Origin of the sequence: Alcanivorax borkumensis SK2 (genome assembly GCF_000009365.1) — a bacterium.
GTDB classification, from domain to species: domain Bacteria; phylum Pseudomonadota; class Gammaproteobacteria; order Pseudomonadales; family Alcanivoracaceae; genus Alcanivorax; species Alcanivorax borkumensis.
Genome location: NC_008260.1, coordinates 2,773,348 through 2,786,829, shown reverse-complemented (window position 1 = coordinate 2,786,829; position 13,482 = coordinate 2,773,348). Strand labels below are relative to the sequence as shown.

General features: G+C 56.4%; 11 protein-coding genes. 5 read left to right on the top strand and 6 right to left on the bottom strand.

All coding sequences use genetic code 11. The features are described 5' to 3' along the window. Nucleotides 1–6 precede the first annotated feature (6 nt). Together ppk1 and hemB are read right to left on the bottom strand one after the other, a co-directional pair. On the bottom strand, nucleotides 7–2,121 hold the full coding sequence (ppk1, locus tag ABO_RS12580; protein WP_011589734.1) for a polyphosphate kinase 1: 2,115 nt from the start codon (nucleotides 2,119–2,121) through the stop codon (nucleotides 7–9). A 391-nt stretch (nucleotides 2,122–2,512) separates the two neighbouring features. Further along, a complete protein-coding gene (gene hemB, locus ABO_RS12575) occupies nucleotides 2,513–3,523 on the bottom strand; it encodes a porphobilinogen synthase (protein WP_011589733.1) in 1,011 nt (336 codons plus the stop codon). 206 nt (nucleotides 3,524–3,729) lie between these two features. Between hemB and ABO_RS12570 the strand changes: the two genes are divergently transcribed. The 3 genes from ABO_RS12570 to ABO_RS12560 all read left to right on the top strand — a co-directional run bounded on the left by ABO_RS12570 (nucleotide 3,730) and on the right by ABO_RS12560 (nucleotide 5,381). Then, complete coding sequence (locus tag ABO_RS12570) at nucleotides 3,730–4,152, top strand: VOC family protein (RefSeq protein ID WP_011589732.1); 423 nt, start codon at nucleotides 3,730–3,732, stop codon at nucleotides 4,150–4,152. A 3-nt stretch (nucleotides 4,153–4,155) separates the two neighbouring features. Continuing rightward, complete coding sequence (gene greB / locus ABO_RS12565) at nucleotides 4,156–4,671, top strand: transcription elongation factor GreB (RefSeq protein ID WP_011589731.1); 516 nt, start codon at nucleotides 4,156–4,158, stop codon at nucleotides 4,669–4,671. 74 nt (nucleotides 4,672–4,745) lie between these two features. Further along, nucleotides 4,746–5,381, top strand: coding sequence for a DUF502 domain-containing protein (locus ABO_RS12560; protein WP_011589730.1), 636 nt, complete (start codon nucleotides 4,746–4,748; stop codon nucleotides 5,379–5,381). Nucleotides 5,382–5,476: 95 nt separating this feature from the next. Here the strand turns inward: ABO_RS12560 and ABO_RS12555 are convergent, their stop codons facing one another. The 4 genes from ABO_RS12555 to fadI form a co-directional block, all read right to left on the bottom strand. Beyond that, nucleotides 5,477–6,700, bottom strand: coding sequence for an alpha/beta hydrolase (locus ABO_RS12555; protein ID WP_011589729.1), 1,224 nt, complete (start codon nucleotides 6,698–6,700; stop codon nucleotides 5,477–5,479). Between the two features lie 142 nt (nucleotides 6,701–6,842). After that, a complete protein-coding gene (locus tag ABO_RS12550) occupies nucleotides 6,843–7,733 on the bottom strand; it encodes an alpha/beta hydrolase (protein WP_011589728.1) in 891 nt (296 codons plus the stop codon). A gap of 115 nt (nucleotides 7,734–7,848) precedes the next feature. After that, nucleotides 7,849–10,143 carry an acyl-CoA dehydrogenase gene (locus ABO_RS12545; RefSeq protein WP_011589727.1) on the bottom strand — a complete coding sequence of 765 codons (2,295 nt, stop codon included), beginning with the start codon at nucleotides 10,141–10,143 and terminating at the stop codon, nucleotides 7,849–7,851. A 55-nt stretch (nucleotides 10,144–10,198) separates the two neighbouring features. Further along, nucleotides 10,199–11,500 (bottom strand): acetyl-CoA C-acyltransferase FadI, encoded by a 1,302-nt coding sequence (gene fadI, locus ABO_RS12540; protein WP_011589726.1) that lies wholly within the window; start codon nucleotides 11,498–11,500, stop codon nucleotides 10,199–10,201. 204 nt (nucleotides 11,501–11,704) lie between these two features. Between fadI and ABO_RS12535 the strand changes: the two genes are divergently transcribed. Continuing rightward, on the top strand, nucleotides 11,705–12,325 hold the full coding sequence (locus tag ABO_RS12535) for a TetR/AcrR family transcriptional regulator (protein ID WP_011589724.1): 621 nt from the start codon (nucleotides 11,705–11,707) through the stop codon (nucleotides 12,323–12,325). A gap of 139 nt (nucleotides 12,326–12,464) precedes the next feature. After that, the gene (locus ABO_RS12530; RefSeq protein ID WP_011589723.1) at nucleotides 12,465–13,382 is read left to right on the top strand and encodes an alpha/beta fold hydrolase; all 918 of its coding nucleotides are present in this window, start codon (nucleotides 12,465–12,467) and stop codon (nucleotides 13,380–13,382) included. The last annotated feature ends 100 nt before the right edge of the window (nucleotides 13,383–13,482 follow it).

Sequence of the window (13,482 nt, the reverse complement as noted above, 5' to 3'; positions counted from 1 at the left end):
AGCTGTTCATCCCCCTAGTGTATCGAGCAGGCTCTGTTGGGCAATGAAATGCTCTTCGCCGTTTTGTGGTTGCACCCGCTGGTAGTGGCCGTCTGGCTGCAGTTCCCAGGCGCGAGAGTTGTCTCGCAAATAGATATGCAGGCCCTGCTCCAAGATCTGTGCCTTGAGAGCGGGGTCATTGATCGGAAAACACGTTTCCACACGGTTGAACAGATTGCGCTCCATCCAGTCGGCGCTGGAGCAATACACCAGTTCGTCACCGCCGTGGTGGAAATGGTAGATGCGGGTGTGTTCCAGAAAGCGGCCGATAATAGAACGCACGCGAATGTTCTCCGACAGGCCAGGAATTCCGGGCCTCAGGCAGCATATGCCCCGTATGATTAGGTCGATTTCCACGCCCGCTTGGCTGGCCCGGTACAGGGCCTGCATGATATTTTTTTCTGTCAGGGAATTGAACTTGGCAATAATGCGTGCAGGTTTACCGGCCTGGGCTTGTGCGGTTTCAAAGTCGATCCACTCGATAATCGAGGGGTGTAGGGTGAACGGCGAATGCTTGAGCTGCTTCAGCCGGGCCGCCTTACCCATACCCGTCAATTCCTGAAATATCTTGTGCACGTCCTGGCCCATACTCTTTTCGCAGGTCATCAGGCCATAATCTGTGTATAGCTTGGTCGTTTTTGTGTGGTAATTGCCGGTGCCTAGATGCACATACCGTTTGATGCCGTCACCATCCCGGCGCACCACCAGAAGCATTTTGGCATGGGTTTTATAACCCACCACGCCGTAGACCACGATGGCGCCGGCTTCCTGTAGGCGGCGGGCTCCTTCAATATTGGACTCTTCATCAAAGCGGGCGCGGAGCTCGACAATGGCGGTGACTTCTTTGCCATTGCGGGCAGCGGTTTCCAAATGGTCGAGGATTTCTGACTTGGTGCCAGTGCGGTATAGCGTTTGCTTGATGGCTAGCACTTTGGGATCGCGGGCGGCTTCGGCCAGCAGGTTAATCACCGGCTGAAAGGACTCATAGGGGTGATGCAGCAGGATATCGCCTTGGTCGATGGCATCAAAAATGGTTTCGCTCTTTTTCACCACTGGCGCTAATTTGGGGGTGAAGGGTGGGTAGTGCAGACGCGGCCGGTTTACGCTGGTGAACATGCGGGCCAGATTTACCGGGCCATTTACTTCGTACAGGTCTTTTTCGGTAAGCTCAAACTGCTCTAGCAGATAGTGCATCAGGTGCTGTGGGCAATTGTCGGCTACTTCCAGGCGCACTTCGTCTCCATAGCGGCGTGATAGCAGCTGACCTTTCAGGGCGCTGGCCAAATCCTCTGCTTCTTCGTCCACTTCCATGTCCGCATTGCGGGTTACTCGGAACTGGTAACAGCCGGTGGCCTTCATGCCTGGAAACAGGTCGGACACATGAGCGTGGATCATGGAGGAGAGGAAAACGAAGTTATCGTCACCGCTTTCACTGATTTCATCGGGGATGCGAATGAGCCTGGGCAGGGACCGGGGTGCGGGTACAATGGCGAGCCCTGTGGAGCGACCGAACGCATCCTTGCCGTCCAAGGGTACGATGAAGTTCAGACTTTTGTTTACCAAGCGTGGGAAGGGGTGCGAAGGGTCTAGCGCGATTGGAGTGAGAACCGGATATATCTGCTCGCGAAAATACTTCTTTACCCACTCGATTTGGGCTTCGGTCCAATCTTCGCGGCGCAGAAAATCCACACCTTCTTCACGCAGGGCAGGGAGTAGTACGTCATTGAGGATACGATACTGGCGCTCTACCGCTTCGTGCGTAATGGCGCTGATGGATTCCAGCAGCTCTTCGGGCAGCAGGCCATCGGGACCGGGCTGCCCGGTATGGGTTTCCAGTTTGTGCTTCAAACCCGCTACGCGAATTTCGAAAAACTCGTCCATGTTGCTGGAAAAAATCAATAAAAAGTTCAGCCGTTCCATCAATGGGTGGTTTTCATCCGAGGCTTGCTCGAGCACACGCAGATTGAACTGCAGCAAGCTAAGTTCCCGGTTCAAATAATAGTCCGGATTACTGAACTCGCCGTTGCTGGAATCAATGACATTGTGCTCGTTGTCACCCTGTTCATTGGATAAAGCATTCATAGTGTCGTCCTGACTGGAGCCGGCATGTAGGCCCTATTCCATGACATTAATGTTACGCAGTAATGACAGCCGGAAAATGAATCGGCGATTCGGCTGTTGGGCCCGTTTGTCCGTGACGAGCCATGACTAAGACTATCGCGATTAAGGAAAGGCTGCTAAGGAAAGGCTGTAGGAGGAAGTAAATTCGGTAGGAGACAAAAAAACAAAAAATTCGGAGGGTATATCTTTTTCGCCGGGGTGCGGATTTCGGTGGTCGCAGGTTAGGGCGGATACCGAAAGGCCGAGCACGATCAATAGGCAGGCCACAGGGTGTTAAAAAGGCAGGCAGAACAGGAACGGCAAGCACGGGTCGTTCCTGTTTTGCTTACATTGAAGCGCGTGTCGCCTTCGGTTAACGCTGTTTTTTCAGTGCTTGCGCTGCCGTTTTGGCAAAGTAGGTGAGGATGCCATCGGCGCCGGCGCGTTTGAATGCCAGCAAGGATTCCATCATCACTTTGTCTTGGTCCAGCCAGCCGTTTTGAAAAGCGGCCATGTGCATGGCGTATTCGCCACTCACTTGATAGGCGTACACAGGGACTTTGAATTCGTCTTTCACTCGGCGGACCACGTCCAAGTAAGGCATGCCCGGTTTCACCATTACCACGTCGGCGCCTTCCGCCAGGTCTAAGGCGATCTCATGCAGCGCCTCATCGGAATTGGCTGGGTCCATTTGATAGGTGGTCTTGTCCGCCTTGCCGAGATTGCCGGCGGAGCCGACCGCATCGCGGAAAGGGCCATAGTAGGCGCTGGCGTACTTGGCAGAGTAGGCCATGATACGGGTGTGGATATGGCCGTGGGCTTCCAGGGCATCGCGAATGGCCCCGATGCGGCCATCCATCATGTCTGAAGGGGCAACCATGTCGGCGCCGGCGTCGGCATGGGATAGGGCCTGCTTGACCAGTGCATCCACGGTCACGTCGTTGAGTACATAGCCGTTGTCATCAATGATGCCGTCCTGGCCGTGGGTAGTGAACGGATCCAAGGCGCCGTCAGTGATGACTCCCATCTCGGGAACGGCTGCCTTGATCGCGCGCACGGCACGCTGGGCTAGCCCCTCAGGGTTCCAGGCTTCACGGCCATCGAGGGTTTTTATATCGCCTGGGGTGACTGGAAACAAGGCCATGGCGGGAACGCCTAGATCGGCCAGCTCACGGGCTTCTTCCACCAGCAGATCAATGCTTTTACGTTCCACACCGGGCATGGAGGGAACGGCTTCGATTTGATTGCTGCCTTCCAGTACAAACACCGGGTAAATCAGGTCGTCAACGGTGAGGGTGTGCTCGCGCATCAGGCGGCGGGAAAAATCATCGCGGCGCATGCGGCGCATACGTGTGGCGGGCCAGGAAGCACGGGTGACAGACATGCGCAGGGTTCCTCTAGTAGTATGGGCGCGCCTGGTGCTGGGGTAAGCTAGTTCAACGTTAAAACGCGAAGCATGCCAATGCCATCTTAGCTTTCTGGGCTGCGCGCTTTTGAACTTTCAATGCATCCAATCGCATTACAAACAACACGCCTATGGATGTGTTGGCATCAGGCTGAATCACGTGAGTTTAGCAAGAGCGGTAGACGATGGAAAAACAACCGGCCTTTCATTTGGCTTTTCTGGTGAATGATCTGGAAGACGCTGCGGATTTTTATTGCCGCGTGCTGGGTGGGCGTCGTGGGCGCGATGCTCCGAACTGGGTGGATGTGGACCTGCACGGACATCAGCTCTCCTTGCATAAAGGCGAAAATTTAACGCCGATCCAGGGCTACAGTGAGGTGGACGGCCATCCAGTGCCGATGCCTCATTTTGGCGTGGTGCTCAGCTTTGCCCGCTGGGAGGCCCTAGTGGAGCGGATTTACCAGCACCAGTGGCCGTTTCTGCTTAAGCCTCGTGAGCGATTCGCGGGGCAGCCCGCGGAGCAAGGAACGTTCTTTGTTCAGGACCCTTCTGGCAACACCTTGGAGTTCAAGGGGCTGCGCGAATTGCACCGGATCTTCGAGGTATAACCCATGGGCCGCTGGCGACCGAAGGGCAAACCTGCCTCCAAGTACATCACCGTTGAGGGATACCATAAGCTCAACGATGAGCTGCAATATTTATGGAAGCAGAAGCGCCCTGAGATCACCCAGTCGGTGCAGGAGGCGGCGGCCCAGGGCGATCGCTCGGAGAACGCAGAATACATCTACGGCAAGAAACAGCTGCGGGAGATTGATCGGCGGGTGCGTTTTCTTAGCAAGCGCCTGGATGACATGACGGTGGTGGATCGGGTGCCGGAAGACCAAAGTCGGGTGTTCTTTGGTGCTTGGGTAGAGCTGGAAAATGACACAGGGGACACTGAAACCTACCGGTTGGTGGGGCCAGATGAAACCGATGCGGGAAGAGGCTATATCAGTATTGATGCGCCATTGGCGCGAGCCTTGCTCAAGAAACAGGTGGATGACGAAGTGGAGGTGCGAACCCCTGCTGGCGAGCGTTGTCTGTTTATCAACCGCATTTGGTACGAAGAGCCTGCACGTCGGGATTGAGCCTAGGCTTGTACAGGCGCGTATGAGCTGGTGGGCAGGCTCGCTTGCCGAAATAATAGAGGAATTCTCCGCCGATGAGCGCTAACAACCGTATCTGGTTTTTTATTCGTAAGTCGCTGCTGGGTGGGCTCACCATCCTGTTGCCGATTTCCATTATCGTGTTCTTCTTCAAATGGATTTATCAGACCGTGACCGAGCTGATTTCTCCTTTTACCTCAGTGTTTATCAGTGCTTTCGGGTTGCCAAAGTTTGTCGCAGATTGGCTATCGGTGCTGGCGGTCATGGTGCTGTGTTTTCTAGTTGGCACTCTGGTGGCAACCCGAGTGGGAAGCTGGGCCTGGCAGCAGTGGGAAGAACATGTGATGACTCGCTTACCCGGATACACCACTGTCCGTGAAGTGATTGCCCAGTTGATGGGGAGTAGCGCAGATAGCCCATTCAGCCGGGGCGAGGTGGCGCGGGTGTGGCTCTATGGGAGAGATACGGACGTGTCTGTTACTGCGCTGGTCACGTCCCGGCACGCGGATGGTCACGTCACTGTGTTCGTCCCCACTGGGCCCAACCCCACCAGCGGATTCATTTACCACCTAGATGCATCACTGGTGGAGCTGCATCCAGAAATCGGTGTGGAAAGCATGATGAAAACGGTGGTCTCTTGCGGGGCGGGTACCGCGCACTTGTTCAAGACGGATACCCCCAAAGCGCCCTAGCATTTTCATCGAAGCCGCTAGGACGCCGAGTCTGGTTTGCCACGCGAAAGCCACGTGCTCCTATAAAACAAGTGGTGTTTGCGGGCTTCCGGTGCTTAGCTCACCCCTTTTGCGGCAAACGCCTGGCGCATAAAGTCCCGCATGGCTTTCAGGTATAAGCCTTGATCCAGATGTAGCAGGTGGTTGCCTGGGAACCAATGCACATCACAGTTGTTCCAGTGTTGGCGTAACAGGTGACTATGTTTGGGAGGAGCGAATCGGTCGCCGGCACCGCCGATAATCATGCGCCCGCTTTGCGGTATTTGGCAGGGCCAAGTTAGGGGCGAGTGCAGGGCGGTGATTTCACGAAGGCCTGCGGTATCGGTGTCATAGATGCGGTTTAGCAGCTTCACTTGTTGGTTGATCGGGAACCAGCTCTTCATCAAATCAATCACGCTGACCAACGGCACATTGGGGATCGCAAAGGCTAAGTCTTTTTCTAGTGCGGCCAGTAAGCCAGTAGTGTAACCGCCCAGTGATATGCCGGTGGCGCCGATGGCCGGTGATCCTTGTTCGCGTAACATTTGCATGAACAAACGCAAGTCATGAATAGCGTGTGCAAAGGTTTCGTTGAGTAACGCCATGCCTTGGCTGAAAAACTCGGCGCCACTGAACGGAGCGAAACGGCTTTTGCGCCGGCCATGGAACGGCAGCGTATAGAGCAGCACATCGAAGCCCTGCTTGTAGAACCAGGGCAGCGCCAGCCAGCGAGTATTCAGCCAGTAAGGGTCGGCCACAAACCCATGAATCATCACCAGTGTAGGGCGTGGGCCGTCGTGGTGACGCCAGTGCTGCGCCCAGGCGGTGCCGTTACGGGTATGGTCCAGATAACGCTCCCTTAGGTCCGGGTTTTTAGGCACAAAAGGCGAAGTGAAATGTAGGGTATGGGCGTCGCCGTCTTCCGGTTGAAAATGGTAACTGGATACCGGCGTGTGCTTGATTTTTGCCGATACGGTGGGCGGTGTGAAAAAAGTATTGGGATCGCTCTCAGCTAGGAAGGGGCGATAGAAATCTGTAAGCGCCCGCTCGTCGTTGAGTCGTGCGGCGTTGAGCGTGGCAGGCAGAGCAGCCACGCCGGCCATTAAGGCCAGGCCGGTACGGGCCACTGTATCGACAGCCGCGGTACTGCTGATGCGCCAGCTGGTATCGTTATCTGCTAGGAAATGATCCGGCATGCTGTGAAAGCTGGACGGCAACGTTTGCCACCAGGGTTGGCTGAGGGTCGGTAGGTCTTCGTTGCAGTAATCGTCTGGGTGAATACGGGGCAGTAAGTCGCTCATGCCACCTCCTTGTGAGTAAACGCAAGTAAAAAAGGTTGAAGGCGGCAGAGCAATGACAGAAACGTTCAATGATTAATGCCGAAAACTTCAACCAGGGTTGGAGCACTGCGGGCTTGGTTTTTATCGCCTTAAGCGCTCGCGCCTATGCTTCTTTAATGAATGCGACAATCCGTTTCAGGTCTTTGTTCGCCTCTGGCAGGAAGGGCACCATGACCGGCCATACATGGAATACGCCGGGGCGCTCTATCCATGTCACCTTGACGCCCGCCTTTTCCGCCACGCGCTTCACTCGCTTGCCATCCGCATAAAGCAGTTCGTCGGTGCTGGCGGTGATCAGTAGCGGGCAGATGTTGGTGTAGTCTCCTAGGCAGGGGGAGGCGTAGGGCTGGCTGCGGTCTTCTGGGTTGGGGGTATAGATCTCGATAGCAGTGCGAATGATGTCTGCAGACAGCATCGCATCGCTGGGGTCTAGGGCCTCCAGGATACTGTCGTCAGGAAAGGCGTTGCTGGCGGGCGAAAATGTCACCGCGCAGCGGGGTTGTTCCAGGCCTTTGTCGCGGATATGCAGCAGCGTGGCCAAGGTGAGCCCACCACCGGCGGAATCGCCGGCAATAACGATATCCTGCGGTTGCTTGCCTAGGCTTAATAGGTATTCGTAGGCCTCCATGACTCGATTCACTGCGGCCGGGTAAGGATGCTCTGGGGCAAACGGATAGACGGGTAAAAATACCTCAGCGTTTAATTTTTTTGCCAACCGCCCGGCTAAGTTGTGGTAGGTCTTGGTGATGCCGCCAATGTAGGCGCCGCCATGCAGGTAAAGCACCGCCATTTCTGGACGCTGCACGCTGATTCGATCACCGGTAAAAGCGGGGTGCTCCACGCGACTGAGTTTTACTCCACGGGGTAATAGGGTCAGAACAGGGGTTTCGTTGAATACCTTACGCAGATGCCGTACTAGTTGGTCTTGGTTGAGACCGGAGCGTTTGATGGTGCGCTTGGTCACGGCTTTGATGAGGCGGGCTTGAAGGCTCATAGTTTGTCCGTTATCTGGTTCGTTGTTGTGTTATGGCGCCCCAACACTAGCGAGTGAGGGGGCGTATTGGCAGGGTTGATCGGGCCAGTTGGCACTGGCCCGTGAGGACGGCCGGTTATTCGCCGGAAGTCTTTGCCGGCTCGGAGTTGGCGGCGGGTTGCAGGCCGCCATCACCGGTGGCACTCATGGCGGGTATGCCGCCTGCTCCGTAGTACTCATCCTTAGTGAAGACATCCACTTCGATGGCCAGTAGGCACGCTTCGGTAGCGGCGTTCAGCGTGGCCAGCTCAGCGTCGGAAATTAGCTGCAGTGAAGCGGCCTCGGCGGCCAACGCTTCTACTTTGCCTTTGCCTAGTTTGCGAGCTTTTTGCGCCGCCCGAATTTTTTCACGTACTGGTTCGGCTTCGGTGGTCAGCCGGAAGGCCTTGAGTAGGCGTCCCAGTCCTTGATCGCTTTCCTCTGGCATGTAGTTGCCGCCAACTAAGCGTTTGTACTGGTCGCCATAGCTTTGCAGGGCTTGCGCGGCTTGGTGACTAAGCTGATCGTTCGGTAGCTTGGCCAGCGGGTTCAGACCCAAGCCGATACGGCCAATGGTTTTCAATATCACGCCCACCGGGCCGTCGAAGTTTTCATAGATGCCTTCGAAGGCCTGCTGGATCTGGGTGAGGCCGTATTCACCAGCGTATTGCACGAGCGCCAGATCTTCTGCCTTGCGGCCTTCCGCTTCAAAGCGGCGCAGCGCCGAGGTGGTAATGTACAACCAGGCAACGGCGTCGGCATAACGGCCAGTCAGGTTGCCACGGGCTTTCAGTTTCCCGCCGACAAAGAACATGGCCAGGTTAGTGAGCAGGCCGAAGCGGGTGGCGGCCCAGCCCAGGCGGCGATAAATGCTTTTCGTTTTTGGTTCCACGTTGGGCACTTTTACGGTCAAGAAACCGCGGGTGACGCCGCGTACCAGGCTCATAACGAAGCCCAGCAAGAACTGGATCATCCAGCCGGTGAGGTTTTTACGGAAGGCGTCAGCGTCGTCGTTTTCCACGGCTTGCACTACATTGTAAGCGTAGGGGTGACAGCGGGTGGCGCCCTGGCCAAAGATCATCAGGGTGCGGGTCATGATGTTGGCCCCTTCCACGGTGACGCTCACCGGGGCCGAGTTGTAAAGGCGACCCATGGTGTTGTTGGGGCCCTGCATGACGCCGTAGCCGGCGGTCACATCCATGGCGTCGGTGCCGGTATCGCGTCCCATTTCTGTAGAGTAGGCCTTCATGATGGCGGAGGTCACAGGGGGCTGGATACCCTTGTCCACGGCGGAGCAACCAAACACGCGGGCAGCATCAAAGGCGTAGGTCATGCCGGCGGCTTTACCAATCTTGTGTTCCACACCTTCCATGCGGCCCACGGGGATGCCGAACTGTTGGCGCACCATGGAATAGGCGCCGGCGATCATGGCACCATGGCGAATGCCGCAAATGCCGGTGGCGGGCAGTGACACCATGCGCCCGCCTGCCAGAGCTTCCATTAACATCTTCCAGCCCATGCCGGTGTGTTCCACGCCCCCCAACACATTGCTGGCGGGTACGATTACATCGCGACCGACAATGGGGCCGTTGGGGAAGTGCTCGCCAATGGGTTGGTGATGGTCGCCGATATGCAGCCCGTCCAAGCCTTTTTCCAGTAGCACGACGGTGATGCCTGCGTCTTCACCTTTGCCCAGCAGGTTTTCCGGGTCGTGCAGGCGCACGGCCAGCGAGATCAGGTTGGAAACCGGCGCAAGGGTGATGTAACGCTTGCGGAAGTTAAGTTTGAATTTGATCTCGCCGTCGCTGTCTTTGAATACTTCGCCTTCCGCCTTGATGGACGCCGCGTCAGAGCCGGCGGTGGGCTCGGTGAGGCCGAAGCAGGGAATGAATTCGCCGTTGGCCAGCTTTGGCAGGTAATACTGCTTTTGCTCATCGGTGCCGTAATGGCCGAGGAGTTCCGCTGCCCCGAGGGAGTTGGGAATCACTACCATGGCGCTGATGAGCCCTGAATGAGAGCTGACTTTGGCCATAATGCAGGACTTCGCCTGGGTGGACATGGGGTTGCCGCCGTACTCTTTGGCGATCTGCATGCCGAAGAAGCCATTCTCTGCCATGAAGGTAAACAGATGATCGGGCAGTTTGCGGGTGCGCGACAGAGCGTAGCTGTCGGCCATTCTCAGCAGTTCTTCCACAGGGCCATCAATGTAGGCTTGTTCGTGTTCGGGAAGGGTGTCGTAGTTTTCAGCGAGGATTTTTTCAAAATCGACCTTGCCGCCAAAAAATTGCCCGTCGATCCACACGTCGCCGGCTTCTAGCGCTTGGCGTTCGGTATCGGAAATCTGTGGCAGGATCTTGTTATCCCGCATCCAATTCATCAGTAGGTTAAACATGGGTCTGTTCCTGTGGGTGGTTGTGTGGTGCGCTAAGTAATGTGGCTAACGCGGGTTATTCGGTTTCCAGCACCATGGCGGCGCCGATACCGCCGGCGGCACAGGCAGTGGTTAACGCCAGCCCGCCGCCGCGGTGTTGCAGTTCGTGTAAGGTCTGGCTGATGACTCGGGCACCGGTGGCCCCAAAGGGGTGGCCGTAGGCAATGGAGCCGCCGTTGACGTTGAGCTTGCTGCGATCTACTTCGCCGAGAGCCGCGAGCCCAGTCTGGCTGCGTACATAGTCGTCATCGGCCAAGCCACGCAGGTTGCAGGCTACTTGGCCGGCAAACGCTTCGTGCATGTCTACCAGGGTCAGGTCGCTCAAGGTGAGCCCGGCGCGGGTCATGGCGGCGGGGGCGGCCAGTACCGGGCCCATTAATAGGTCGTCCTGGGGCGTGCGGGCGGCAAAGGCATAGGAGCGAATATAACCTAGCGGGGTGTAACCCAGTGCGGCGGCCTTTTTCTCGCTCATCATCAACAGGGCGCCGGCACCATCGGTGAGGGGGCTGCTATTGCCGGCGGTAACGGAACCGGTCTCCCGGTCAAACACCGGATTGAGTTTGCTGTAGCTCTCACGTTCGGATTGTTTGCGCACCAGGTTGTCATCTTTCAAGGCGCTGCCATCGGGTAAATGGGCAGTCATCACCTGGCGATCCAGACGGCCTTCGGCCCAGGCGCGGGCTGCATTGCTGTGGGAAGCATGGGCTAGATCGTCTTGTTCTTGACGGCTAACCCCCCATTTTTTCACCATTTTCTCGGTGCTCTCGCCCATGGTTTCCCCCACTGAGTATTCGGTGATAGACGGGGCTTGGGGAAGCAGGTCGCGGGCTTTGAGCTGGCTAAGCAGCTTGATGCGATCTTTTAGGGTTTTGGCGAAGCTCACATCGCGCAGTACCGCGCTTAGCTTGGCAGACAAGGGAATTCGAGCGCAGCTGGTGGAGTCAGTCCCGCCAGCAATGGCCATGTCGGTGTAACCGGCAACGATGTTGTCCGCCACGCTGGCGGTGGTCTGGAAACTGGTGGCACAGGCACGGGTAATGGAGTAGGCATCCACCGTGTCCATGCCCAGCGCCAGAGCGATCTCGCGGGCAATAAAGGGGGCTTCGGGAATCATCACCGTCATCCCGAACACCAGCTGCTCAATTTCATTTTGGCTCAGGTTATTGCGGGCCATCAGCTCCTTGACGGCCATTGCGCCTAGATCGATGGCATTCAAATCTCGGTAATGGGTGGCGATGCGAGCAAACGGGGTGCGCAGACCATCTACGATGGCGACGCGGCCGCCACGGCCAGCCAGCTTCATTTTGCGAACAGGCATTGCAGACTCCTTGCAGGGTGCCGGTCACGGTGTAATCTGTTTTACACCTAATGTGACATTCATTGGTGATAACGTGGGTGGAGCCTAGAAGGCTGCACTGGTTGAGTCAATTGCCGAGGAGACACTGTCCGACATGGGTGTAAGATGGATTACAGATAGGCATTGGCTAGGCGAATGAATAATCAGAGAGCGTAGGGTCTGATTATGCAAAAAGGTATTGGAACAATGGCATTGTCCCGGCAGGATCCGGTGGTAAGAGAGCGTATTGAGTGGGCTGCGGTGCAGGTTTTTGCCGATTCGGCGTTCCATCAAGTGACGTTGCAGGAGATAGCTCGGGCGGCCCGCTGCAGTTTGCAAACGATTTATCGGTATTACGGGGATGAGAGGCTGGGCAGTAAGGAAGCACTACTTAACGCCTGCTTGCATCATGGCCTGGAGCAGCTGGCCGAGCGCATGCTGGATCACCTTGCCGGTATCGATACATTTCGTGACCGGCTCAGCAAGGTGTTTTGGGTGGTGCTGGATTTCTTTGACCGCAACCCGCAAATGGGCCGTATGATGATCAATTCGGTTTATCCGGGTCGCTGGGGCAGTGATACTACCTCGGGGCAGCAACGGCTCACGGAGCTTTTTCTCAGCGGGCTACGAGAAGGCCAGGAGGCGGGCATTCTGAATGATCAGGTGACGGCTCCGATCCTGTTGGATTTCTTCTATGGCGTGTTGTTGCGTATTGCTCAGATGCACCTGTTGCGTGGTCGGCCTGGGCGTATGGCAGATCAGCACGGTGTGCTGTTTGATATGTTGTGGCGGGCAATCACGGTTTGAACCGCCGAACAGGCCAATCGCCGCGTAATTCTCATGCTGGCGCTTGAGGTTTGAGGCACCCTTTTTTATGTTGATCTATTGGCGGTGGCTCGGTTTCGACACTGCATCACAAGAATAGGCGAGCATAAAGGGTACGCATATGCAGTCAGGTACGGTCGCGAGTAATGGCATCGAGCTTTTTTATGAGAGCCGTGGTCCGGAAAACGGGGAGCCCATGGTCTTCGTCATGGGGCTGTCGGCGCAGATGGTGTTCTGGCCGGATACCTTGCTGGATGCGTTGGCGGCAAAAGGCTATCGGGTGATCCGGTTTGATAACCGTGATGTGGGTAAATCCACCCAAATCCGCAAGCCGATAAAGCAGGGGCCGGTGTCGGCGATCCTGCGCCGCATAATCGGTCTGCCGGTGGAGAGCCCTTACACCTTGCACGATATGGTTGCCGATACGGTGGGCCTGCTAGATGCATTAAATATTGAGCGGGCGCATTTTGTTGGTGCCTCCATGGGCGGGATGATCAGCCAGTTGATGGCGGGCACTCACCCGGAGCGGGTGCTGTCCCTCACCTCAATCATGTCCAGTAATAACAGCTCATTACTGCCACCGCCGAAACCCTCGGCGTTAAGAGTTTTAATTGCCCCGCGCGTGAAAGTGGAAACCGAAGAGCAGTTCGTTACCTTCGGCTTGGAAATGATGAGTAAGCTGGCCGGTACCTTGCCCCAGGGTAAGGAGGAGCTGGCGGCCATGTATCGGGCTGCCTGGGCGCGAGGCATTAACCCGAGAGGTATCCGCAACCAGTTTCTGGCGATCACGGCCACCGGTTCTTTAAGCAAAACCTTGAAGCAGATCCAATGCCCGACCACGGTGATCCATGGCGGCGCTGACCCGTTAATTCGTCCTGCCGGTGGCAAGGCATCTGCCCGCGCTATTCGCGGTGCCAAGCTGGTTATTATTCCCGGCATGGGCCATGATTTTCCGCCATCGGTGATTGATCGCATCGGTGAGCTGATTGCGGAAACTGCCGGGCGAGCCAATTCCGTAGTGCCGCCGGCGGTAGGGTGAAATGCCGTTGTAAGCAAAAAGTTAACAGCCGCAACGCAGGGAGCGGTACGGGCTAAATAAAAAGAGGCCGTGCGCAGAAATTGGGCGCGGTTTTTTTATG